This window comes from Staphylococcus pseudoxylosus (genome assembly GCF_003697915.1).
GTDB classification, from domain to species: Bacteria; Bacillota; Bacilli; order Staphylococcales; family Staphylococcaceae; genus Staphylococcus; species Staphylococcus pseudoxylosus.
The window spans coordinates 30,297-55,837 of sequence record NZ_RCVN01000006.1 but is presented as its reverse complement, the minus strand read 5'-3'; the positions used below and the strand labels follow the sequence as shown (position 1 = coordinate 55,837).

The window sequence follows — 25,541 nt, the reverse complement described above, 5'->3', positions numbered from 1 at the left end:
TTACTAGATAGGGGACATTATCTAAATGAAAGCAGTTAATTGGAATACACAAGAAGACATGACTAATATGTTTTGGCGACAAAATATTTCACAAATGTGGGTAGAAACGGAATTTAAAGTATCTAAAGATATTGCAAGCTGGAAGACGTTATCTGAACCTGAGAAAGAAGCATTTAAAAAAGCCTTAGCAGGATTAACAGGCTTAGATACTCATCAAGCAGATGATGGTATGCCACTGATCATGTTACACACGACAGATTTACGTAAGAAAGCCGTTTATTCGTTTATGGCGATGATGGAACAAATTCACGCTAAAAGTTATTCGCATATTTTTACTACATTACTACCTTCTAGTGAAACAAACTATTTATTAGACAAATGGGTTATTGAAGAACCTCATTTGAAATATAAATCAGATAAAATTATTGATAATTATCATAAATTATGGGGCAAAGAAGCTTCGATTTATGATCAATATATGGCACGCGTGTCAAGCGTATTCTTAGAAACATTCTTATTCTATTCTGGTTTCTATTACCCATTATATCTTGCAGGACAAGGTAAAATGACTACATCTGGAGAAATCATCCGTAAAATATTATTAGATGAATCTATTCATGGTGTATTTACTGGTATGGATGCACAAAGTTTACGCAATGAACTTTCAGAAAGTGAAAAACAACAAGCAGATCAAGAAATGTATAAATTATTAGAAGATTTATATAGAAATGAAGTTGCTTATACACATTCACTTTATGATGATATTGGTCTATCTGAAGATGTACTGAACTATGTTAGATACAATGGCAACAAAGCACTGTCTAACTTAGGATTTGATCCATATTTCGAAGAACGTGAATTTAATCCAATCATTGAAAATGCTTTAGATACTACTACTAAAAACCATGACTTCTTCTCCGTAAAAGGTGATGGCTACACATTAGCTTTAAACGTTGAAGCGTTAAAAGACGAAGACTTTGTTTTCGAAGACTAAAGTATAAATATAAGATTAGCCTAGTGTGCTAATAATGATTATAAAACCAATAAGCCTTCTAAAAGTTAAACTTTTAGAAGGCTTATTTTATATGGTAATGAGTAGCTACTTTTAGCCCATTAAATATTTCAGCAAGAAATTAATGGAAAAGCTATCCAAATAAATAGTTAAATAACTCATAGCAATAGAATAAAATTTCAAATAAATGATAAATAGTAAATTTAATATTTTTTGTATATAGTTTGCAATTAAATACTTTTATTTAAATCACTGATTACTATTGAATTTACGTTTAAAAATGGTAAAATTTTATGATAATCACTGATAATGATTATCATAACCATTGGTTAACATCATGAATAATTCGCAATTATGAAAGGATTAGAGGTACATCATTATGAAATTCTTATTAAATGGTATAGTTTTAGCTATCATTTTATCATTACTTACTATCCTTTCTCTTTTTATAGGTGTGAGTAAGGTTTCTATTACTGACATTTTCACACTGTCTAAAGAGCAAATGAATATTATTGTCTCAAGTAGAATTCCAAGAACTGTCAGTATATTAATATCAGGTAGTACGCTAGCACTTGCTGGCTTGATCATGCAACAAATGATGCAAAATAAATTTGTAAGTCCAACTACAGCTGGAACTATGGAATGGGCGAAACTAGGTATCCTAATATCAATGATATTTTTCCCTCAAGAAAATATCATGATTAAATTAGTTTTTGCAGTAGTCTTGAGTATTGCGGGTACTTTTTTATTTGTAAAGTTAGTTCAATATATTCGCTTTACCGATGTTATTTTTATTCCGCTGTTAGGTATCATGCTCGGTGGTATTGTTTCGAGTTTTGCGACTTTTATAGCGCTTAGAACGAATACCGTTCAAAGTATCGGTAACTGGTTAAATGGCAACTTTGCCATTATTACGAGTGGAAGATACGAAATTTTATACTTAAGTATTCCGTTACTAATATTTACATATATTTTTGCGAATCATTTTACAATCGCAGGAATGGGGAAAGATTTCAGTAATAATTTGGGTGTTAACTATGAAAGAGTTATTAACATTGGATTATTTATTACAGCCACAATCACAGCCTTAGTTGTTGTTACTGTAGGAACATTACCTTTCTTAGGACTTATTGTTCCAAACATTGTCTCGATCTTTAGAGGAGATCATTTGAAAAATGCTTTACCACATACAGCGATGTTAGGTGCAATTTTTGTTATGTTTTCAGACATTGTCGGCAGACTGATTGTTTATCCATATGAGATTAATATTGGTTTAACAATTGGTGTCTTTGGCACTATTATTTTCTTAATCTTGCTAATGAAAGGAAGACATAACTATGCAAATTAGCGCTAAAACAAAAATGTACATCTTAATTGCATGTACAGTCATAGTAGCAGCGGTTTACCTTGTCATAGGTATTGATTTTGAAATATTCCAATATCAATTTACTAGTCGCTTGAGAAAGCTCATACTTATGGTTTTAGTAGGTGGTGCAATAGCGGCATCTGTAGTTATTTTCCAAGCAATTACGACCAATAGGTTACTAACACCTTCTATTATGGGATTAGATGCAATTTATATGTTTGTAAAAGTTCTTATTGTATTTGTATTCGGTGTACAATCAGTATTTGTTACAGATATATACTTAAGCTTTTTAATTTCTTTAATAGTTATGATTGGATTTTCTTTATTACTATTTCAAGGTATTTTTAGAATTGGCGATGTATCAGTGTATTTCATATTACTGGTTGGTATCATTTTAGGAACTTTCTTTAGAAGTATTACAGGTTTTTTAGAATTAATTATAAATCCAGAAGATTTCTTAGCAGTTCAAAGTGCGATGTTTGCAAATTTTGATGCTTCTAACAGTAAGCTCGTAACTCTATGTGGCATTATACTGATCATTCTTATTCTAATTACTGTTTATGCAATACCGTATTTAGATGTACTGTTATTAGGTAGGGACCAAGCGATTAACTTAGGTATATCATATAAAACGTTAACACGATTATTATTAATTCTAGTTTCAGTGTTGGTATCAATATCAACAGCTTTAGTTGGTCCTATCACGTTCTTGGGATTACTAACGGTCAATTTAGCACATGAATTAATGAAAACATATCAACATAAGTATATTTTGCCAGCAACGATTTGTATTAGTTGGTTAAGTTTAATTTTAGCCCAAGCAGTCGTTGAAAATTTCTTTGAAGCAACTACACAAGTTAGCATAATCATTGATTTAGTTGGTGGAAGTTACTTCATTTATCTGTTAATAAAAAGGAGACATGCGCATTGATTAAAGTTCAAGGCCTTAATAAGACGATACAAGATAAAGCGATTTTGCAGAATATTAACGTTGAAATCAACAAAGGGAAATTGACAACTATGATAGGTCCAAATGGTGCAGGGAAGAGCACACTCCTGTCAGCTATAACAAGGTTGATAGATTTTGAAGCAGGTACGATTGAAATTGAAGGAAAATTAATTACAGATTATAAAAGTAATGATTTAGCTAAAAAATTAGCAATTTTAAAACAAACTAATCATACAGAATTAAATATAACTGTTGAAGAACTTGTAAAATTTGGACGCTTTCCACATTCAAAAGGTCGATTAAAACAAGAAGATAGAGATCAAGTTGAATATGCCTTAGATCTATTACAATTAAATGAAATAAGAAATCGTTATTTAAAAACACTCTCTGGCGGTCAACGTCAACGAGCTTATGTAGCTATGACGATTGCTCAAGATACGGAATACATATTGTTAGATGAGCCATTGAATAATCTTGATATGAAACATTCGGTACAGATTATGCAAACACTGCGTAGGCTCGCACAAGACTTGAACAAAACGATAGTCGTTGTCATTCATGATATTAACTTTGCATCGTGCTATTCGGATGACATCATCGCATTAAAAGACGGTCAACTTGTAAAAGCAAGTACGAAAGATGATGTTATCCAAACAGATGTGTTAAAAACATTATATGATATGGATGTTAGAATTGAAGAAATTCGAGGACAACGTATATGTGTTTATTACGATGAGTTAACAGCTCATCAAGATTTAGTATTGGCACATTCAATGTAATTAATGGTGACTTTGAGGGGAGTGATGCAACTGTAACGTTGTTAACTTTTAGGGACATAAAAGGAATACATCATTTAGAAATCCAGGAGGAGTTAAGCACATGAAAAAATTAGGTTTATTATTAGTAGTAGGGTTAATGTTTTTATTAGTAGCATGTAATAATGGCGGATCAGACGATAAAAAGAATTCAGAAGCTGATTCAAAAGGTGAAAGTTCAAATAAAACTGTAAAGGTTGAAAATAACTATCAAGCAAGTGGAGAAAAACGTGATGGTAGTGATGCTAAAGCGGTTAAGGAAACTGTAGAAGTTCCTAAAAACCCAAAAAATGCAGTTGTTTTTGATTATGGAACATTAGATACAATGAAAGAAATGGGACTTGAAGATAAAGTTAAAGCACTTCCTAAAGGTGAAGGTAATAAATCATTGCCAGATTTCTTAAGTGATTTCAAAGATGAAAAATATTTAAATACTGGAAGTCTAAAAGAAGTTAATTTCGATAAAGTTGCTGAAGCTAAACCAGAAGTTATTTATATTTCTGGACGTACAGCGAACAAAAAAAATCTAGATGAATTTAAAAAAGCTGCACCAGATGCAAAAGTCGTTTACGTTGGTGTAGACGATAAAGATGAAATCAATTCATTGAAAAAGAATACTGAAATTTTAGGTAAAATTTATGATAAAGAAGACAAAGCCAAATCACTAACTAAAAAATTAGATGATAAAATTGCTGGCATTAAAGATAAAACAAAAGATTTAAAAGATAACAAAGCTTTATTCTTATTAGTAAACGAAGGTGAATTATCAACATTCGGATCAGGTGAACGTTTCGGTGCAATGATATTTGACACAATGGGCTTCACACCAGCTGATGATAATATTAAAAATAGTAAACATGGTCAAAATGTCACTAATGAATATGTAGCAGAGAAAAATCCGAGCATTATCTTTGCTATGGACCGTGGACAAGCAATTGGTGGTAAATCAACAGCTAAAAATGCATTAGGTAATGATGTAATTAAAGATGTAGATGCAATTAAAGATAACAAAGTGTATGAGCTAGATCCTAAACTTTGGTACTTTGCAAGTGGTTCTACAACAACAGCAATTAAACAAATTGAAGAAGTTGAGAAAGCTTTAGAAAAATAAAGTTAAAGGACGTCATTTGTGGGGGCACGTCTGAAAAGAGAGTCTGGAATATACCAGGCTCTCTTTTTAATTTGCGAAACTAGTCTAATGCACTATTAAAAAGTAATAGAATCGCTGAGTTAAAATCAAATTTATAATAATATTGAAAATGATAATGGAACATGTGTGTGATATTGATTTTAAGTGAGATCAATATATTATTAAACATTAAGGTAGTAATGTTATAATAATGGAACGAATACAAGGTGATTTTTAGAAAATAAACCTCTAACATCAACTTGTAAAAATCAAAACAATGAATGTAGGGGGATTGAAATACATGATATTAGACAATGTTAATCCAAATGATTTATATCCAACTGAGAAAAAGGGACCTAATGTATTAGGTACAATAGAATATGCTGTACAAGGTTCTTCCGAATTTGAAGGTGCTTTTATAGCTACAAGTGAAAGAGTTATCTTGAATGTGGATATGAACGGTGAATTTTATTATAGAAGTATCGCGTATAACGAAATAGAATCAATTGATTACGATGGCGAAAAGATTAATTTTAAATTTAATATTGGACCAATGCCCATGAAAAATATTCAAAAAGGCGACGTAGAGACCTTCGTTCAATTTGTTAGTGATAAAATAGATCATTAATTGAGTATCTGGAACATTGGCAATCAATCAAAGTGTGAAATTGTGAATTTAATAATTGAAGTTATAACAGATGAAATACTTTGGTACATAAATACAAATACTTAAAATGAACAGCACCTTTAATTTTTGTGGGGGGCTGTTTAATTTTATCCAAAATCACAGGAAAGTATCATAAGCAAAGTGTAATGATCAAGACTTTGAAATCAAAGAAACTGTAAAAAAATACGTGTTACATCTTCTGTTTAATAAAAAAGATGTAACACGTATTGTTAAATGGTTAATTAAACTGAAAAATATAAATGATAGTGATACTTACAACGATTGTTAAAATGTTCATCACACTCGGGACAAGCTTCAATCATCATATAATCATTTATAGTCATTTCATGATGGCAAACGCCACATAAAATTGCCTTTTCATTAAATTCATCTGAATCCCATCGTTGTATGCTATGGCTTTCATGTTCGTTATGACATTTGTAGCAAGGATAGTATTTGTTACAACATTTGAATTTAATCGCAATGATATCTAACGGTGTTTGGTAATGTGTACACCGAGATTCATTATCTACTGTAGAACCATATACATTAATCATAATCTTTACTCCTATTAATCAACAGGGTGGTCTCCAATGATTCTCACTTCAGGATGGAGATCAACGTCAAATTTTTCTTTTACAACTTCTTGAACGTGGTGAATCAAATCTTCGTAGTCAGTAGCGGTCCCTTTATCAACGTTTACCATAAAACCAGCATGCTTTTTAGATACTTCAACACCGCCTATACGATGACCTTGTAAATCAGAGTCTTGAATTAATTTGCCTGCAAAATGGCCTGGAGGACGTTGGAAAACACTGCCACATGACGGATATTCTAATGGCTGTTTTGTTTCTCTTCTCTCGGTCAAATCATCCATAGTCGCTTGTATTTCGTCTAGATTGCCAGGTGCAAGTGTAAATGCAGCTTCTAAGACTACTAAGTGTTTTTGTTGCACAATGCTATTACGATAATCTAATTCCAACTCTTTATTCGTTAATGTAATTAATTCGCCTTTATCATTTACACAAAGCGCATAATCAATACAATCTTTTACTTCTCCGCCATAAGCACCTGCATTCATAAATACAGCGCCACCTATAGAACCAGGGATACCGCATGCAAATTCAAGTCCTGTTAGCGCATGATCTCTTGCAGTACGTGAAACATCTATGATTGCTGCGCCACTACCAGAAATAATTGCATCATCTGATACATCGATATAATCAAGTGAAAGTAAGCTAATAACAATTCCGCGAATACCACCTTCGCGAATAATAATATTAGAACCATTCCCTAAATAGGTCACAGGAATATCTTTAGTATAGGCATAGTGAACAATGGCTTGAACATGTTCGTTTTTGGTAGGAGAAAGATAATAATCAGCCTTACCACCAGTCTGCGTATATGTATATTTTTTTAAGGGTTCATCAATTTTAATAATTTCTGATGGTACAATTGCTTTTAATTCCTTTAAGATGTTATCTTTATGCAACTATAGAACATCCTTTCTTGTTGAATTCATTTATTTATTATACCAATGATTTACGCGCTTGGCTAAAATCTTAGGAAAATATGCATGATTTTTTTAACTTTAATGAAACATTAAAGAGATTTCCTGTGAAAACTAGATATTAAGGTAAAATGACTTAAATTACATATGTACGTTATAAAAAATAAAGTTATTCATTTCTATAGTGTCATTTCAATTTTTAAACATAATGAATTATTTATCAGTATTTTTTATGCTGCTACTTAAATGTTTTGTGACATTGTCAAATAGTCGTTGTTTCTGGTTTTCATAGTCACGTATATTTGTAGCAGTATGTGCAGCAGCTTGTTTTGCTTCGCCAAATGTTGTGATTAAAGAGCCATTTTTACTGAGTAAAAGATTTGTTTGCAAGTAGTCATTATAAAGTTTTGAGTCCTTTTGTATAATATGTAAACGAGCTACTTGCTTTAATTCTATTAAGTTATTAAATTGTGCCATAACCACTTTTTTCTTATATGGATGGTGCAAGCGGTAGAACCCTTCATAATTCAAACGTTTTTCATCTAAGGATGTAATGTCATGTAAATTATTTACACCCACTAATATATCTAGAATAGGCTCGGTTGGATAATTAAAGTGTGAAGTCCCACCGATATGATGTGTTGATTTAACAGGTGTATCAAGCAAGTTGAAGAGGATGTCGCTTAGTTCTTGGTATCGTTGTCGATAAATGTTGCTATGGTCTGCTGTTATTAATGGTTGGATATGAGAATACATGTAGGTTGTCCACGCCTTTCAATGTTATGATAGAACTGTTAAACTGTAAATTCTGAAACAATATATCATATATCATTTTCAAGTTAAATAAGTTTCTGTATAATACTGAATGATAAGGAGTGCAGAAATGAAAAAAATAATTTGCATTGTTTTATTGTTTTGTTTTTCAATTACACTAAGCGCATGTGGCAATGAAGGATCTACCGAATTTAAAGACTTTGATAGCACGCTTAATGACGTAAAATCCAAGGAAAATGAACTGAAAAAAGTCATAGATGATATTCACTTAAAGCGTTTAGATGATTTAAGCAAGACAGATATGACAGACAAGAACAAAAAAGAATTTAACGAATTGCAAAATAGAGTAAATAGTAAATTGGTCCCTAAACTCGATAATTATGAAGCGGCTGCGAAAAAGCTACCTGCTGATTCTGAAGAAACCAAAGAATTAAAATCAGCCTATTTAAAGTCAGTGAAAGATAAAAAAGCTGCTATTAATGACTTAAAAAACTTCATAGATTTATGTAATCAAGCAGTTAAGGCAAATGAAGATATCTTAGACTATACTAAGTTATTTGAAAAAAATAGATCTCAAGTTGAAGCACATATGCAAAAAGCAAGTGATGCTGGCTCGACAACAGATGTAAATAATTTCAAACATAAATTAGAGCAAAATAATAAAGAGTTGAGAAACACAGCTGAAAAAGAAGCAGACTCAACGGATGCTACCAAAGTAAAACAGTCTATAGAAACACAAATTATGCCTTTAATTGATAAACAGATTAAAGATTTGAATAAAACAGCAATTACAAATAATTATGTCAATGATGCACGTAAAAATGCCATAGAAATGTATTACAGCTTACAAAATTATTATGAAACTCGAAAAGAAACGATAGATATTAGCGAACAATTAGATAAAATCAACGCTAAAGATTTACCGAAAAAGGGTGAAGATCTAGAGAAGTTTGACGCTGATTTTGACAAAGAATATAATAATGTGAAAGAAGACTTTAATTAAAAAGGTTTTTTACCAAAGTTATAAAATTTTAAATAAACAGTTAACAACAAAAAGAGAGTTGTGTATAATTGGAAACAATGATATGAGTATATCGTGTAAATTTCACACTTTTTGAAACATCACTGTGTGTTAAATATTTTTAGAGGTGAATAGAATGGCTATAAAGCTGAGTTCGATTGACCAGTTTGAGCAAATTATTAATGAAAACAAATATGTATTTGTACTGAAACATAGCGAAACATGCCCAATTTCAGCAAATGCAATTGACCAATTCAACAAATTTTTATATGAAAGAGATATGGATGGTTACTATTTAATTGTACAACAAGAAAGAGAATTATCTGATTATATAGAAGAAAAAACAAGTGTGAAACATGAATCGCCACAAGCATTTTATTTTGTTAAGGGACAAGCGATTTGGAATGCGAGTCACGGTGACATTAACGTTTCAACATTAGCAAGCGCAGAAGAATAAACGACAAAAAAATACAGATTTAAACGCTTGTTAAGCGCTTATCATTGAGGTAGGTGTTTAACAAGCGTTTCTTATAATGTGAAAAATTTTCGTCTGGCATGTATAATAAATAATTGAATAAGAAATGTAGACTACGATTTTATCGTTTACACATATATGGACAAAACAAATGGTGTTCATATATAAACTGGGGTATAAAAATGGAAAACTGATTATGTACCTAATTTTTACTTTTATTAATTAACAAATTTTAAATAAAAATACTAGAGGTGACAAAATGAAAGTTTTAGTTGCGATGGATGAATTTAATGGAATTATTTCCAGCTATCAAGCGAATCGTTATGTTGAAGAAGCGGTAGCTAGCCAAATTGAAAAAGCAGACATAGTACAAGTGCCTTTATTTAATGGTCGTCATGAGCTTATGGATTCTGTCTTTCTTTGGCAGTCAGGTACTAAATATAGAATGACAACACATGATGCTGATATGCAAGAGGTAGAAGCAGTGTATGGCATTACAGATAGCGGTATGACTGTGATTGAGGGTAATCTATTTTTGAAAGGTCAAAAGCCAATCAATGAACGTACAAGCTATGGTCTGGGAGAAGTGATTGTAGATGCTTTAGAGAATGATGCGACGCATATTGTTATTTCACTTGGTGGCATCGGTAGCTTTGATGGCGGTGCAGGTATGTTACAAGCACTGGGTGCTAAGTTTTACGATGATGAAGCACAAGAAATTGATTTGCGACAAGGTAGTAATAAGTTAAAATATATCCGCAAAATCGATATTTCTGGGTTACATCCCAACTTAAACAATGTACGTTTTCAATTAATGTCAGATTTTGATAGTAAAATTTACGGTAAGAATAGTGAAATAATGCAAACGTATGAAACTTATGGGGTAACGCGTGAAAATGCTGCCGAAATTGATAACTTAATTTGGTATTTAAGTGAAATGTTCAAAAGTGAGCTAAGACTTGTGCTTGGCCCAGTACAAAGAGGGGGCGCAGGCGGTGGCATCGCTGCAGTATTAAATGCGCTCTATAATGCAGAAATCATGACTAGTCATGAACTTGTAGACCAAATAACACATTTAGATGCATTAATAGAGCAAGCAGATTTAATCATTTTTGGTGAAGGTATAAATGAAGCAGATCAAATACTTGAAACAACAACGGTACGTCTAGCGGAATTAGCTACAAAATATAATAAACCATCAATAGCCATTTGTGCCACTGATGATAAGTTTGACTTATTTGAATCGATAGGTGTTACAGCAATGTTTAATACATTTATAGAAATGCCAGAAAGTTTTACGGATTTTAAAATGGGAATTCAAATTAGACATTATACTGTTCAAGCAATTAAGTTATTGAAGACGCATTTTGATATCAACCAATAGATTAAGTGATTAAAATGCATGGCTAGTTTTCTTTTTAGAATGTATCTTAAGCTACTGAAACGATAAATCGTTTTTGGTAACTACATTCGTTATGCCGTTATCATTTTAGTGAAAAATATGATGTTAAGCATGATAAAAAATTAAGGTTCCGAGACATCTTTATATGTCCTGGAACCTATTTTAGTATAAATATAATTATTTTTGATATGTTTGTACGACTTCTTCTGCAATACCGATAATAACTTCAATCGCTTTCTCCATTACATCAATAGATGCATATTCGAAAGGACCATGGAAATTATCACAGCCAGTAAAGATATTTGGTGTAGGTAATCCCATATAAGAGAGTTGTGAACCATCTGTACCTCCACGAATTGGCGCGGTATTGGCTGGGATGTCTAATTTAGTAAAAACACGTTTTGGTATATCAATAACATGTGGATTTGCCGAAATTTTTTCACCCATATTATAATATTGATCATTGATTTCAATTTCAATAGGATTGTCTTCAAAATGCGTGTTGATATCATTTTTAATTTCGACTAAACGTTTCTTACGTAAGTCAAATTGATTACTGTCGTGATCACGAATAATATAATGAAGTGTTGTTTTTTCAACGTCGCCATTCATCTTCATCAAATGATAAAAACCTTCATAACCTTCAGTTCTTTCAGGGACTTCGTTTGGTGGAAGTAATGAATTAAATTGCTGGCCTAATAATACAGCATTAATCATGGCATCTTTAGCTGAACCTGGATGCACGTTGACACCATGACAAGTTACGATTGCTTCAGCAGCATTAAAGCTTTCATATTGTAATTCACCATATTCACTACCATCCATTGTGTAGGCAAAGTCAGCGTTAAAGCGTTCGACATCAAATTCATGAGGTCCTCTACCGATTTCTTCATCTGGGGTAAATGCTACACGGATACGTCCATGTTTAATTTCAGGATGTGAAGTTAAGTATTTTAAAGCTTCCATAATCTCAACTACACCAGCTTTATCATCAGCGCCTAATAATGAAGTGCCATCTGTAACCATAAGCGTATGACCTTCGACATTTTTCATATTTGGAAAAACATCTTGGCTTAAAACGCGGTTCGTATCTCCAAGTTGAATTGGTTTACCATCATAAGCTTCAATGATTTGTGGATTGACATTCGTAGCGTTAAAGTCTGGCGATGTATCGACATGTGCTAAAAAACCAACAGTCGGTATATCATCATCGACATTGCTTTCTAATGTGGCAAATAAGTAGCCTTGTTCATCGATATCTGTCTCTAACCCAAAGTCAGTCAATTCATCATTTAATAAGTTTAATAAATCCCACTGTTTCTCTGTAGATGGTGTTGTATTAGATTCTGGATTGGATTGTGTGTCAATAGTTACGTATCTTGTCAGTCTTTCAATTATGTCTTGTTTCATAAAAACACCCCTTTAAGCTCTATTGTTCATATTGTAAGATTTTTTATAGGTTTTGCCATTCATTTTACCATAATGTTGTTTTATCCGTGTATAGATATAATAAATAATCTCTGCACATAAAATACCAAAAGCAATTGCCCCTGAAATTAAAGTTACTTCTAAAAATGTATTAACGGCGTGTGTGTATTCATTACTGACTAAGAATCGTGTAGCTTCATACGCTAAGCCACCTGGTACAAGTGGAATAATACCAGGTACAATGAAGATAATTACAGGTCGTTTGTAACGTCTACTCATAACATGACTCATTAAAGCTAAGATAAAACTACCTAAAAAAGAAGCTAGGACTTTACCTAAGTCAGCATCAAACGTCAACTTATAGATAATCCAACCCATTGCGCCTACAAAACCACAGGCTAAAAGGAGGCGTCTTGGTGCATTGAACAGAATTGAAAATAGCATTGTTGCAAGAAAGCTAATTATAAATTGTGAAAAATAATAGACAATGGCCATGATGTTAGCACTCCTTTTTTAAAATATTAATAATACTATGGCAACGCCAGCGCCAATGGCGAATGAAGTTAATGCCGCTTCAACACCACGTGACATACCAGCAAGTAATTCGCCTGCCATTAAATCACGTATGGCGTTGGTAATCAAAATACCAGGTACAAGAGGCATAACGCCAGCAATGGTTATGATATCTTGATTATGTGCCCAACCTATTTTTGTGAAAGCAGAGGCTATCATAATCACCACTGCTGCACTAATAAACTCAGAAAAGAATTTAATCTGTATGTAACGTTGCACATAATTAAAGGTTAAAAAGGCACCCGCGCCAGCAAGGATAGCGAAAATAAAGTCTTGGATGATTCCACCAAACATAAATAGAAAAAAACCACATGCAATCGGTGCTGCCAAGAAATTAGTTAGGGATGAATATTGTAAAGAAGCGTGGTGCAAATGTACCAGTTCAGATTTTGCTTGATCTATATTCAGTTCATTATTAGAAATTTTTCGTGAGAGACTATTAGTCAAAGCAATTTTTTCTAAGTCTGTGGTACGTTCGCGAATTCTAATAAGCCGTGTATTAGTACGGTTATTTAGTGAAAAAATGATTGCAGTAGATGTCACAAAGCTATATGTATCATCTAAACCAAAACTTGCAGCTATACGTGTCATCGTGTCTTCAACGCGGTATGTTTCAGCGCCACTTTCAAGTAAAATTCTTCCTGCAATAAGCACGACATCAATGACTTTATCTTCATCAATAATCGTAATTGAATCTGACATAGCTTTGCACCTCCTGAAAATTTTTTAGAACAATTGAAAGTTTACAGTGTACAATTGAAACTTTCAATAGCAATTCATACGCCGTCATCATTTTTTAATATTCCATTATATATTGTAACAAACTCAATTGTATAACTATAACAGTTTATATAAATGAAAGTTTTAGTTAAAGATTTTAACGTTAGAAATTACCGTATGATATTAATGCAGTTTGTCATAACAATTTGATGAATGCTAAATATGAAAATTTAATGGTAATTGTAAATGAAGTAATTGACAGTTTGATTCATACATAGTTGTTTAAATTTGAGTTATAGTTCATTCAAAGTAGTAATAAGCTTTGATAGGGATTTAGCTATATCAAAAAAGACAAACACGCTCTGCTGAGTGTTTGTCTTTTTTGATATAAGTCATGTTGTGAGGTGCCAGGGAAGTAGTTTAAGCTGGAACAACTAATGAGTTATGTTTAACGTAAGTGATATGAACTGAACTTATATAGTCACAATTAAAACTGAATTTACTTTAAAAGGCTTTAAAGTTTAACAATAGGATTAAACATCACTTGATTTCGGCCTTCATTTTTAGCCATATGCAACATATCATCTGCAATTTTAAATACTTTACGTTGTGACTTGTAGTCATCGGCAGTTAAATAACCAACACCTATTGAAACAGATAATTTAATAACTTCTTTATTAGGTAGATGGAAAGTTGATTGTTCTACACCACCACGTATACTCTCACTTAATTTAACACATTGGTCTAACGTGTAATCGTATAAAACGATAGAGAATTCCTCGCCGCCATTACGATAAATACTAAATTCTTGTGGTACATAGTTTTTGAGTAGTTGTGCAACTTGCCTTAGTACTGCATCACCAGATTGATGCGAAAATTTATCGTTTACATCTTTAAATCCATCGATATCGATGAGTAACAGCCCGATACTTTGGTTATTTTTTTCAGCGATGCTTGTCGTTTCATTAAGGTGTCTATCGAATTCTTTAACGTTACCTAAACCTGTTAAATAATCAAATTTATCTTCATTTTCATAACGATTTACTAAGGAGAAAAAATACCAAATATCGACAAATGTTATTGACGAAGTAATCATTAATATAAATGATATAGGTATTAGGAACAATACTTCTGTAATTTCGTAATATGGACTTATGAGTGATAAAATAAAGAAAATAACAAGTGTAATCGCGTTAAGAATTTGTAGTGAAATAATGTCATTTTGTTTTAAAAATGGGCCAACAGCACCAACAATCACAGCGATAACGATGAGTATCATAGCCGCAATGATAGTATAATCACCAATTAGAACATTTACTAACCCTACGATTAATGCTGAAAGCACAGTGTAAAACATGTTCGTATACCTACCTAGGAAGAGTATAGGTATAAAGGTTAAGTAAAGTGTGTATTGGTTAAATAGTGGCACGGGGTAAGCGGATAGTAAAAGTGCTACTATGGTCATTAAAACTGTAACATATTCTTTAGAAAACACCATGTTTTTATTCTCTGAATACTGTAAGCGGTGAAATAAATAGATACCTGCTACTGTAACAGAAATATTGTAAATAATAGCTTCAAACATTTAACTTTACACTCCTCTTTGTTTAGCACTTTGTTATTGTAAGTGAAAACTTACAATTTGTCATCTTAATGAAAATAGAAATTTATAACATTCACTTAATATTCGTGTTAAAATAATTTTTTGAGTGAATATACAATGATTCACTCTGAAATTTAAATATTTAAGAAATAATCCTGTGACTTATCAATTATCGCATTTCAAGTTGTATAAGTAAAAGTGTATAGGGTATTATAGAATTATGTAGCACATCAGACTATATAACGACTGCAATGAATTTTCAAATTTGCATGATTCGATAAATTAGATGATGATTAGCTTACAATTAATTAAATAATTATTTTCAACTTAGGATTTTGAAATTAAAAATAAAACAGAATTATATTAATGAAGGTGAACTGATGTATACATTATTATTAATCATTTTTTCAATGATTGTCAGTTTGATACTTACACCAATAGTTATAAAGGTTTCACATAAATTAGGGATTGTAGATCAACCGAATTTTAGAAAGGTACATACTAAACCTATATCCGTACTGGGTGGAACTGTAATACTCATATCATTCTTAGTAGGGATATGGCTTGGACATCCTATAGAAACGGAAGTTAAACCTCTGGTTATTGGGTCAGTGTTAATCTACTTGGTTGGACTCATAGATGATATTTATGATTTGAAACCAATAATTAAATTATTAGGTCAAGTAATTGCAGCACTTGTTGTTGTTTATTATGGTGTGACTATTGATTTTATTTCTTTACCTATTGGACCAACGATTCATTTTGGTATTTTAGGTATACCAATTACAGTTATTTGGATTGTGGCAATTACTAATGCAATTAATTTAATTGATGGACTAGACGGCTTAGCATCTGGTGTTTCGATGATTGCATTAATGACGATAGGTTTTATCGCGATCTTACAAGCAAATATATTTATTATGATGATTTGTAGTGTTTTGATTGGGGCGCTTCTAGGATTCTTATTCTTTAATTTCCATCCAGCAAAAATCTTTTTAGGCGATAGTGGTGCTTTGCTTGTCGGTTTTATCGTAGGTTTCTTATCATTGCTTGGGTTTAAAAATATTACCTTTGTATCTTTATTCTTCCCGATTGTAATTTTAGCTGTACCATTTATTGATACACTCTTCGCTATGATTCGTCGTGTAAAGAAAGGTCAGCATATTATGCAAGCTGATAAATCACATCTTCATCATAAATTTTTAGAACTTGGCTACTCACATCGTCAAACTGTACTATTGATATATTCTATAGCAATACTATTTAGTCTTGCTAGTATAATATTATATCTATCTCAACCGTGGGGCGTACTCATGATGTTTATTTTGATTTTAATCACAATTGAACTTATCGTTGAATTTACAGGATTGATTGATGATGATTATCGACCATTATTAAAATTAATTGAAAATAAAGAACAGCATGACGACTATCACAAATAATATTATAAAATATGGCTCATAGTCATAGAAAGGCACCTCCATATTATAGGAGGTGTCTTTTTTATGCTTAAAATGTAAGGCAAAATATTAAAGGGTAGTTAATTTAACACCACAAAGCGTTAATTTGTAGGGATATCGAAAGGCAGACGAACTGTTTCACCCTCAATTAAATGATAATTACCTGAGGTCGTGCGATTTAAAAATGTTAGAAAGGTATCGTAATCGGAAGCGACAACATCAATGCTATAACTTACTTTGTCTGTGTAGTTTTGCTCTCGCAATAAGAAAGGCATGCTTTCTAACTCGTATTCAAATTTACCAGTTAAATCATAACCTATAGTTACAGTAGTAGGTATAGCAGGGCGTAACACAACACGTCCAATATCAAATATGACATCTCTCACAGCGCCACTATAGGCACGGATTAAACCACCGCCACCCAGTTTAATTCCACCGAAGTAACGTGTAACCACCACACATGCATTATGGATTTCAAGCTTTTTAAGAATTTCTAACATTGGCACGCCGGCTGTACCACTTGGTTCACCGTCATCGTTTGCTTTTTGAATATTCATTTGATCACCAATTGTGTATGCAGAACAGTTATGGGTAGCTTCTTTATGTTTTGCTTTGACAGTTGAGATAAAATCTTTTGCTTCATCTTCTGATTCAACGGGTTTAATATGCGCTATAAAACGCGACTTACTGATTATATTTTCAATCGTATGTTCTTGTTTAATTGTTTTAATTGTGTCATCCATTTATAGTCACCTCGTGTATGTATTATACGTTTAGTTATTTTTCAGTGAATCAGTTATTAAATAGTATTATACACTGTATTGAATTATAGATTAAATGTTAAAATGAATTTTCTTTTAAGCAAAAGTAAGGTATTATAGTTGTGAGTATAATTGAGGAGGATTATGATGAAAATCGCTGTCTTGACAGATTCAACGAGTTATCTATCTCAAACATTAATTGAAAAATATAATATAAAAGTTGCCCCATTAAGTGTCACTTTTGATTCTGGAGAAAATTTTGTTGAGAATGCAACCATATCAACGGATGAATTTTATAAACGCATGAAAACATCGGATACTATTCCAACAACTAGCCAACCTGCGATTGGAGATTTTTTGGAGAATTTCGAACAACTACGTGAAGAAGGTTATACAGATGTTATTTGTGTATTCTTATCTGGAGGTATTAGTGGTTGTTATCAAACAGCTACTCAAGCTGGAGAAATGGTAGAAGACATCAATGTTCACACATTTGATTCACAACTAGCTGCAATGGTTGAAGGTGCATATGTACTCAAGTCCATTGAAATGATTGAACAAGACTATGAACCACAAGCCATCATTGATGAGTTATATGCAATGCGAGAAGATACTGGTGCGGTATTAATGGTAGATGACTTAAAAAATCTACAAAAAAGTGGACGAATCACAGGTGCACAAGCATGGATTGGTACAATGCTTAAAATGAAGCCGGTATTGAAATTTGAAGATGGTAAAATAGTACCTGACGAAAAAGTAAGAACAAAAAAACGCGCATTGCGTAAAATGATTGATAAAGTTATTGCGGAAGTAAAAGATTTTGAAGAAGTAACATTATTTGTCATTGAGGGTGACATTGCGGAGGACTCAGATTGGATTCAACATGAGTTAGAAGAAAAATATGCGCAATATCCACTCTATCGCTCAAGTTTTGGACCTGTAATCGCAGCTCATCTTGGCTCAGGTGGAATTGGATTAGGTTATGTAGGGCGTACGATTCGTACAAATTAATATTTTTATACTAAAGACATGTTTGGCTTTGTTGCCACATGTCTTTATTTGGAGGTAAAGCGCGATAAAATACTATGGTAGATTAATTTTAGATAAATCACTTTTAACAAATGAAACGATAAGTCATGTATCAAAAGGTGTAATTATAAAAAAGCATAAGTGGTATTGTATACAATGTCACACTAATCAACCAAGCCATTACTATAAATACTATTCAGAAGTTTTAAATGAGCATATTGTTTATTGTAGAAATTGCATTAATTTGGGAAGAATGGACAATATTCAATCTGTTTTCATCACAGCATCACAAAATTACGCTTCGTCGGGCACCTTTCAATTGCAATTTGACCTTTCGGAACAACAAAATTATGCATCAAATGAAATTTTAGCAGCTATAAAAGCATTTCGCTCAAAGATATTATATGCCGTGACAGGTGCGGGAAAGACAGAGATGATATTTGAAGCTATCCAATACGCACGTAGTCAAGGGTATAATGTTGCTATTGTTTCTCCTAGAGTGGATGTAGTTATTGAAGTGAGTATGAGAATTGCAAAAGCCTTTCAGCAAGAAGCAATTGATGTCTTATACCAAGGACATGGACAAAAATACAATGGGCATTTCATCGTAGCAACAATACATCAGTTGTATCGCTTCAAAAGGCATTTTAATTTAATTATTGTTGATGAAGTAGATGCTTTTCCTTTAGACATAGACCCTTCTTTATTTGAAGCGGTTAAACACGCTTCAAATAAACATTGTTCCCACATTTATATGACTGCTACGCCATCAAAGAAATTACGCCAACGATTGAATGATATCGATGTGATTGTCTTACCTGCACGTTTTCATAGACACTCACTTCCGATACCCCTTTTTAAATACTTCAACTTAAAACCCCACAAAATACAAAGAAAACTATTAAATATTTTAAGAAAGCAAATTACAAACCAACGGTTGACACTCGTGTTTTTTAACAATATTCAATTGATGAAAGAAGCTTATAACCAATACAGAACACGATTCACAACAATAACTTATGTTCATAGCGATGATGTTTATCGCTTTGAAAAAGTAAAGGACTTAAGAAATGGAAAGTATCAAATTGTTTTTACGACAACCATCTTAGAACGTGGTTTTACGATGGCTAATTTAGACGTGATAGTCTGTAATAGTCATGATTTTTCAACCAATGCATTAATTCAAATAGCAGGAAGAGTTGGACGCAAGAGAGAGGATCCAAGTGGGCTTGTTTTGTTTTTACATGAAGGCATCACATTTAAAATGTTACAAGCACGTAAAAACATTAAACGTATGAATCAATTGGCTCGTGAAAAAGGGTGGATAGATGACTAAATGTATACAGTGCCAAGCAACATATATTGAACCATTGAATGCTAAGACATTTTATAAAAAAGCGTCAAAATTCTGTAATCGCTGTTTAGAACAATGGCAAAAGGCAAAGCTCTCACCAGAAAATCGGTGCCCACGATGTTTGAAACTGTTAGCAATAACTGAAACAGAATGCTTAGACTGTAAGTTTTTGATGACGAAATTCAAACTAATGCATCAACTTTATTGTAATTACCAATACCAAGGTATTGTAAAACAGCTATTACATCAATATAAATTTATGAAAGATGTGGCGCTTGCTGAAGTGTTAGCGGCACAAATGCAACTGCCTAAAAACCAATACGATTATATCGTACCTATACCCTCATCGAGAGAAAAAGATTATGCACGTACATTTAATCCTGTGACGTGTGTCTTAGACCAGATGAATATATCATATAAATCTTTATTGATAGCAAAAGTGAGACCGAAACAAGCACCATTAGGTAAATTACACCGCTTTGAGCTAACTAACCCGTTTGAAATTGTGCAAAATATAGACTTGGAAAACAAAAATATATTACTTGTAGATGATATATATACTACAGGATTAACGGTTCACAATGCGTTAGCAATACTACTTATTAGAAAAATCAGAAAATTCGATGTGTTTACGTTTGCACGATAACATAAAAGTGGTATTATAAGAGTAAGCAATATTACCAATATAGAGGTTTTAAAGGAGTCGATTATTATGATCAGATTTGAAATTCACGGGGAGAACCTCACTATTACTGATGCGATTCGCAACTATATTGAGGAGAAAATTGGTAAACTTGAACGTTATTTTAACGATGTGCCAAATGCAACTGCACACGTTAAAGTAAAAACGTACCAAAACTCAGCTACTAAAATAGAAGTAACTATTCCATTGAAAAATGTTACATTACGAGCTGAAGAACGTAACGATGATTTGTATGCAGGCATTGACCTAATCAATAGCAAACTTGAAAGACAAGTTAGAAAATACAAAACACGTGTAAATCGTAGAAATAGAAATCGTGGTGAGCAAGAAGCATTTGCATCACTACCAGAAGAAAATGAAGCAGTAGAAATTCAAAATGACGATGCTGAAAATGAAATCGAAATCATTCGTGCTAAAAATTTCAGTTTGAAACCAATGGATTCAGAAGAAGCAGTATTGCAAATGGATCTATTAGGACATGATTTCTTCATCTTTACAGATCGAGAAACAGATGGAACAAGCATTGTTTATAAAAGAAAAGATGGCAAATATGGGCTAATTGAAACAACTGAATAACATTTTAATTTAGTTTCATATTAATTAACAGTAGCGTTCATGATTATGTTAAATCGTGGACGCTCATTTTTTGCTATGTTACTATGAAATAATTTGAAAGTGATACATGTATTTGTGTATATTTTTAGTGAACAAGGTTTCAAAGACGAATTAAAAATAACTAAAGTTTATGTTTGATGTCAGAATTAATAAATATATTGAAGTCAATAAGTGTAAATTTAAGCTTATTAATGATAATATAAGTTGTTGTAAGCTAAGAGTTATTAAGCTAAAGGAGCGAACAAAATGGGTTTTTTATCAAAAATTGCAGATGGCAATAAAAAAGAAATAAAACGCCTTGGTAAATTAGCCGACAAAGTCCTTGCATTAGAAGAGGATATGTCGATATTAACTGATGAAGAAATTAAAGAAAAAACAAAAGCATTTCAAGAACAATTACAAGCTGAAGAAGATATAAAAAAACAAAATAAAATATTAGATGATATTTTACCAGAAGCTTTTGCAATCGTACGAGAAGGTGCAAAACGTGTATTCAATATGAGTCCATACAAAGTACAAGTTATGGGTGGTATCGCAATTCATGGTGGCGATATTTCAGAAATGAGAACTGGTGAAGGTAAAACATTAACAGCAACGATGCCAGTTTATCTAAATGCTTTAACTGGTCGCGGTGTGCACGTTATTACGGTCAATGAATACTTATCTAGTGTTCAAAGCCAGGAAATGGCTGAGTTATATGAGTTTCTTGGTCTATCTGTTGGTTTAAATTTAAATAGTAAAACAACAAATGAAAAGAGAGAAGCCTATGCATGTGATATTACGTATAGTACAAATAATGAGCTAGGTTTTGACTACTTGCGTGATAACATGGTGAACTACGCAGAAGAGCGAGTTATGAGACCATTAAACTTTGCTATTATTGATGAAGTTGACTCTATTTTAATAGATGAAGCACGTACACCATTAATAATTTCGGGTGAAGCAGAGAAATCTACTTCCCTATATACACAAGCAAATGTTTTCGCAAAAATGTTAAAAAGTGAAGATGACTATAATTTCGATGAGAAAACAAAAGCAGTTCAATTAACAGAACAAGGTATCGATAAAGCAGAACGTATGTTTAAAATCGATAACCTATATGATGTGAAAAACGTTGATATTATTAGCCACATTAATACGGCATTACGCGCTCATGTAACATTACAACGAGATGTAGACTACATGGTCAATGACGGTGAAGTGCTTATCGTCGATCAATTTACAGGTCGTACAATGCCCGGCCGTCGATTCTCTGAAGGGCTACACCAAGCTATTGAAGCCAAAGAAGGCGTTAAAATTCAAAATGAATCTAAGACAATGGCATCTATTACATTCCAAAACTATTTCAGAATGTATAATAAATTATCAGGTATGACGGGTACTGCAAAAACGGAAGAAGAAGAGTTTAGAAATATATACAACATGACTGTAACTCAAATTCCTACGAATAAACCGATACAACGTATAGACAAACCTGATTTGATATACATTAGCCAAAAAGGTAAATTCGATGCAGTAGTTGCAGATGTCATTGAAAAGCATAAGCAAGGTCAGCCGGTACTTTTAGGTACTGTTGCAGTGGAAACCAGTGAATATATTTCTAACTTGTTGAAGAAAAACGGCGTACGTCATGACGTATTAAATGCTAAAAACCACGAACGTGAGGCAGATATTGTTGCCAATGCCGGTCAACGTGGCGCTGTTACGATTGCTACGAATATGGCGGGTCGTGGTACAGATATTAAACTGGGCGAAGGCGTTGAAGAAATAGGCGGACTCGCAGTTATTGGTACGGAAAGACACGAATCTCGTCGTATCGATGACCAATTACGTGGTCGTTCTGGTCGTCAAGGTGACAAAGGTGATAGTCGCTTCTACTTATCGCTTCAAGATGAATTGATGGTACGTTTCGGTTCAGAGCGTTTGCAAAATATGATGAATCGTTTAGGTATGGATGACTCTACACCAATTGAGTCTAAAATGGTTTCACGTGCAGTAGAATCTGCACAAAAACGTGTTGAGGGTAATAACTTCGATGCACGTAAACGTGTTCTTGAATATGATGATGTATTACGTAAGCAACGTGAAATTATTTATAATGAACGTAATAATATTATTGATAGTGATACAAGTGGTGATTTAGTCGATCAAATGCTTCATTCAACATTAGAAAGAAGTGTTCACTATCACGTAAATGAAGAAGTAGACGAACCTGATTATGAACCATTCATTAATTATGTCGACGATGTATTTTTAAATGAAGGCGACTTAACAGTTGAAGACATTAAAGGGAAAGATAAAGAAGACATTGTTGAAATCGTTTGGAATAAGGTTGAAGTAGCGCTGAAAGACCAAAAAGAAAAGATTGGTACGCAATTTGACGAATTTGAACGTATGATACTACTTCGCTCTATTGATACACATTGGACTGACCATATCGATACAATGGATCAACTTAGACAAGGTATACATTTACGTTCTTATGGTCAACAAAATCCGTTACGTGATTATCAAAATGAAGGTCATCAATTATTTGATGCAATGATGGAAAATATTGAAGAAGACGTAAGTAAATATATTCTTAAATCCGTTGTTTCAGTCGAAGATGATGTAGAAAGAGATAAAGCTACTGACTTTGGTAAAGCTGAGCACGTTTCTGCAGAAGATGGTAAAGAAAAAGTTAAATCATCACCATATGTTAAAGATGACCATATTGGTAGAAATGACCCTTGCCCTTGTGGTAGCGGTAAGAAATATAAAAACTGTCACGGTGCGTAACACATGTGACTATAAATAAAACCGGGAGCATTGATAGTCGTATCATTAACTTCCGGTTTTATTTTTGTATTACAACATTACAGGTCGCATAGAGGAGATTAAGTGTAAAGTTGAAATGTTAACCCTGACTTCTGTAGAATAGTGATATTGGATAAAATAAATTAAGATGAATAAGTATGTTGTGTAAGTACTTCATTTGATAATAGGAGAGATGCAAAGTGGAATTATCAGAAATTAAACGAAATATTGATGCTTATAGAGAAAGATTAGAACAACTTAGGGGGTCTCTTTGACTTAGAAGAAAAGGAGACTAATATTAAAGAATTTGAAGAGATGATGACAGATCCTACTTTTTGGGATGACCAAGATAAAGCACAAGAGATCATTGATAAGAACAATGCTTTGAAATCAATTGTGAATGCATACAGATCACTTGAAGCAACTCTGGAAGATATGGATACGACTAGAGCGTTATTATTAGAAGAAAACGATGACACAATGAAGCAAGAATTGGAGCAAGAAGTTCATACGTTTGAAAGTCAGTTGGACAACTTCGAATTACAGTTATTGTTAGATGGTCCATATGATGCGAACGATGCCATTATGGAGTTACATCCAGGTGCAGGTGGTACTGAATCGCAAGATTGGACTAATATGTTGTTGAGAATGTACCAACGTTACTGTGAGCAAAAAGGCTTTAAGGTAGAAATTGCTGACTACTTACCAGGAGACGAAGCTGGAGTTAAAAGTGTAACGCTAATTGTAAAAGGTCATAATGCTTACGGTTATTTGAAAGCTGAAAAGGGAGTACACCGTCTTGTTCGAATTTCTCCATTTGATTCTTCAGGACGCAGACATACATCATTTGCATCATGTGATGTAATCCCACAATTTAATAATACCGAAATAGAAATTGAAGTTAATCAAGACGATATTACAATTGATACTTTTAGAGCATCAGGTGCAGGCGGGCAACACATCAATAAAACAGAATCAGCCATTCGAATCACTCACCATCCAACTGGCATTGTTGTAAATAACCAAAATGAACGTTCTCAAATTAAAAACAGAGAAGCTGCTATGAAGACTTTGAAATCTAAGTTATATCAATTAAAAATTGAAGAACAAGAACAGGAAATGGCAGAAATTCGAGGAGAACAAAAAGACATAGGATGGGGTAGTCAAATCAGATCTTATGTCTTCCACCCCTATGCTATGGTTAAAGATCATCGTACGAATGCTGAAACGGGTAAAGTTGATGCGGTAATGGATGGAGATATTAATTCATTTATAGAAGCATATTTACGCAGTCAAATGGACCATGGTGAAAAATAAGCATGAATGACATGAAAATATACGTTATAAAATAGCAAGTTGAAGTTTGATGTATGTATGGG

The 25,541-nt window shown here is 32.8% G+C and carries 24 protein-coding genes; 16 read left to right on the top strand and 8 right to left on the bottom strand.

Translation table 11 applies throughout. From position 1 onward, the window contains the following. Nucleotides 1-25 precede the first annotated feature (25 nt). The 6 genes from nrdF (at nt 26) to D9V42_RS06560 (ending at nt 5,899) form a co-directional block, all read left to right on the top strand. Nucleotides 26-994, top strand: coding sequence for a class 1b ribonucleoside-diphosphate reductase subunit beta (nrdF, locus tag D9V42_RS06585; RefSeq protein ID WP_107531939.1), 969 nt, complete (start codon nt 26-28; stop codon nt 992-994). Nucleotides 995-1,391: 397 nt separating this feature from the next. Then, complete coding sequence (locus tag D9V42_RS06580) at nt 1,392-2,360, top strand: ABC transporter permease (RefSeq protein WP_107554929.1); 969 nt, start codon at nt 1,392-1,394, stop codon at nt 2,358-2,360. Beyond that, on the top strand, nt 2,350-3,309 hold the full coding sequence (locus D9V42_RS06575) for an iron chelate uptake ABC transporter family permease subunit (RefSeq protein WP_122064033.1): 960 nt from the start codon (nt 2,350-2,352) through the stop codon (nt 3,307-3,309). The genes D9V42_RS06580 and D9V42_RS06575 overlap by 11 nt, the downstream gene beginning before the upstream one ends. Continuing rightward, nucleotides 3,306-4,106, top strand: coding sequence for an iron ABC transporter ATP-binding protein (locus D9V42_RS06570; RefSeq protein ID WP_107554927.1), 801 nt, complete (start codon nt 3,306-3,308; stop codon nt 4,104-4,106). The genes D9V42_RS06575 and D9V42_RS06570 overlap by 4 nt, the downstream gene beginning before the upstream one ends. Before the next feature lie 100 nt (nt 4,107-4,206). Further along, the gene (locus D9V42_RS06565) at nt 4,207-5,253 is read left to right on the top strand and encodes a ferrated catecholamine ABC transporter substrate-binding lipoprotein SstD (RefSeq protein ID WP_122064030.1); all 1,047 of its coding nucleotides are present in this window, start codon (nt 4,207-4,209) and stop codon (nt 5,251-5,253) included. A 319-nt stretch (nt 5,254-5,572) separates the two neighbouring features. Beyond that, nucleotides 5,573-5,899, top strand: a complete 327-nt coding sequence (locus tag D9V42_RS06560) for a PH domain-containing protein (RefSeq protein WP_107531877.1) — start codon at nt 5,573-5,575, stop codon at nt 5,897-5,899. A gap of 281 nt (nt 5,900-6,180) precedes the next feature. Here D9V42_RS06560 and D9V42_RS06555 read toward each other — a convergent pair whose 3' ends face one another. The 3 genes from D9V42_RS06555 to D9V42_RS06545 form a co-directional block, all read right to left on the bottom strand. Next, nucleotides 6,181-6,495: a CHY zinc finger protein gene (locus D9V42_RS06555; protein ID WP_122064027.1), complete on the bottom strand. Its 315-nt coding sequence runs from the start codon at nt 6,493-6,495 to the stop codon at nt 6,181-6,183. A gap of 14 nt (nt 6,496-6,509) precedes the next feature. Then, nucleotides 6,510-7,430, bottom strand: a complete 921-nt coding sequence (gene murB, locus D9V42_RS06550; protein WP_107554924.1) for a UDP-N-acetylmuramate dehydrogenase — start codon at nt 7,428-7,430, stop codon at nt 6,510-6,512. A 231-nt stretch (nt 7,431-7,661) separates the two neighbouring features. Further along, complete coding sequence (locus D9V42_RS06545) at nt 7,662-8,204, bottom strand: GrpB family protein (RefSeq protein WP_107554923.1); 543 nt, start codon at nt 8,202-8,204, stop codon at nt 7,662-7,664. 127 nt (nt 8,205-8,331) lie between these two features. On the opposite strand from D9V42_RS06545, the gene D9V42_RS06540 reads away from it, so the two are divergent. The 3 genes from D9V42_RS06540 to D9V42_RS06530 all read left to right on the top strand — a co-directional run bounded on the left by D9V42_RS06540 (nt 8,332) and on the right by D9V42_RS06530 (nt 11,102). Further along, a complete protein-coding gene (locus D9V42_RS06540; RefSeq protein WP_122064024.1) occupies nt 8,332-9,225 on the top strand; it encodes an EMYY motif lipoprotein in 894 nt (297 codons plus the stop codon). Between the two features lie 154 nt (nt 9,226-9,379). Continuing rightward, a complete protein-coding gene (gene ytxJ / locus D9V42_RS06535; RefSeq protein ID WP_017722514.1) occupies nt 9,380-9,700 on the top strand; it encodes a bacillithiol system redox-active protein YtxJ in 321 nt (106 codons plus the stop codon). Between the two features lie 277 nt (nt 9,701-9,977). Beyond that, on the top strand, nt 9,978-11,102 hold the full coding sequence (locus D9V42_RS06530; protein ID WP_107554921.1) for a glycerate kinase: 1,125 nt from the start codon (nt 9,978-9,980) through the stop codon (nt 11,100-11,102). A gap of 195 nt (nt 11,103-11,297) precedes the next feature. Here D9V42_RS06530 and pepT read toward each other — a convergent pair whose 3' ends face one another. The 4 genes from pepT to gdpS all read right to left on the bottom strand — a co-directional run bounded on the left by pepT (nt 11,298) and on the right by gdpS (nt 15,426). After that, nucleotides 11,298-12,530 carry a peptidase T gene (pepT, locus tag D9V42_RS06525; RefSeq protein ID WP_107554920.1) on the bottom strand — a complete coding sequence of 411 codons (1,233 nt, stop codon included), beginning with the start codon at nt 12,528-12,530 and terminating at the stop codon, nt 11,298-11,300. A gap of 12 nt (nt 12,531-12,542) precedes the next feature. Then, entirely contained in the window at nt 12,543-13,043 is a 501-nt protein-coding gene (locus D9V42_RS06520) for a threonine/serine exporter family protein (RefSeq protein WP_017722511.1), read from the bottom strand. A gap of 18 nt (nt 13,044-13,061) precedes the next feature. Further along, complete coding sequence (locus D9V42_RS06515; protein ID WP_107554919.1) at nt 13,062-13,823, bottom strand: threonine/serine exporter family protein; 762 nt, start codon at nt 13,821-13,823, stop codon at nt 13,062-13,064. A 532-nt stretch (nt 13,824-14,355) separates the two neighbouring features. Next, nucleotides 14,356-15,426 (bottom strand): GGDEF domain-containing protein GdpS, encoded by a 1,071-nt coding sequence (gene gdpS / locus D9V42_RS06510; RefSeq protein WP_029377679.1) that lies wholly within the window; start codon nt 15,424-15,426, stop codon nt 14,356-14,358. Between the two features lie 398 nt (nt 15,427-15,824). Between gdpS and D9V42_RS06505 the strand changes: the two genes are divergently transcribed. Further along, nucleotides 15,825-16,886 carry a glycosyltransferase family 4 protein gene (locus tag D9V42_RS06505; RefSeq protein ID WP_029377678.1) on the top strand — a complete coding sequence of 354 codons (1,062 nt, stop codon included), beginning with the start codon at nt 15,825-15,827 and terminating at the stop codon, nt 16,884-16,886. Between the two features lie 119 nt (nt 16,887-17,005). On the opposite strand, the gene D9V42_RS06500 is transcribed toward D9V42_RS06505, so the two are convergent. Continuing rightward, entirely contained in the window at nt 17,006-17,647 is a 642-nt protein-coding gene (locus D9V42_RS06500) for a YigZ family protein (RefSeq protein ID WP_122064021.1), read from the bottom strand. A gap of 165 nt (nt 17,648-17,812) precedes the next feature. On the opposite strand from D9V42_RS06500, the gene fakB1 reads away from it, so the two are divergent. From fakB1 to prfB, 6 genes are all read left to right on the top strand, one after another. Further along, entirely contained in the window at nt 17,813-18,676 is an 864-nt protein-coding gene (fakB1, locus tag D9V42_RS06495; RefSeq protein ID WP_122064019.1) for a fatty acid kinase binding subunit FakB1, read from the top strand. A 271-nt stretch (nt 18,677-18,947) separates the two neighbouring features. Further along, a complete protein-coding gene (locus D9V42_RS06490; RefSeq protein WP_233665179.1) occupies nt 18,948-20,030 on the top strand; it encodes a DEAD/DEAH box helicase family protein in 1,083 nt (360 codons plus the stop codon). After that, nucleotides 20,023-20,694, top strand: coding sequence for a ComF family protein (locus D9V42_RS06485; protein ID WP_122064014.1), 672 nt, complete (start codon nt 20,023-20,025; stop codon nt 20,692-20,694). Before D9V42_RS06490 ends, D9V42_RS06485 begins: the two co-directional genes overlap by 8 nt. A 66-nt stretch (nt 20,695-20,760) precedes the next feature. Beyond that, a complete protein-coding gene (gene hpf, locus D9V42_RS06480) occupies nt 20,761-21,327 on the top strand; it encodes a ribosome hibernation-promoting factor, HPF/YfiA family (RefSeq protein WP_122064012.1) in 567 nt (188 codons plus the stop codon). A 285-nt stretch (nt 21,328-21,612) separates the two neighbouring features. Continuing rightward, on the top strand, nt 21,613-24,144 hold the full coding sequence (gene secA / locus D9V42_RS06475) for a preprotein translocase subunit SecA (protein ID WP_122064009.1): 2,532 nt from the start codon (nt 21,613-21,615) through the stop codon (nt 24,142-24,144). Nucleotides 24,145-24,362: 218 nt separating this feature from the next. Then, nucleotides 24,363-25,479 (top strand): peptide chain release factor 2 gene (gene prfB, locus D9V42_RS06470; protein ID WP_122064007.1). Its coding sequence is split into 2 segments (ribosomal slippage): nt 24,363-24,434 and nt 24,436-25,479, totalling 1,116 coding nucleotides; the frame shifts between segments, so codons are not numbered across the junction. Nucleotides 25,480-25,541: the final 62 nt, after the last annotated feature.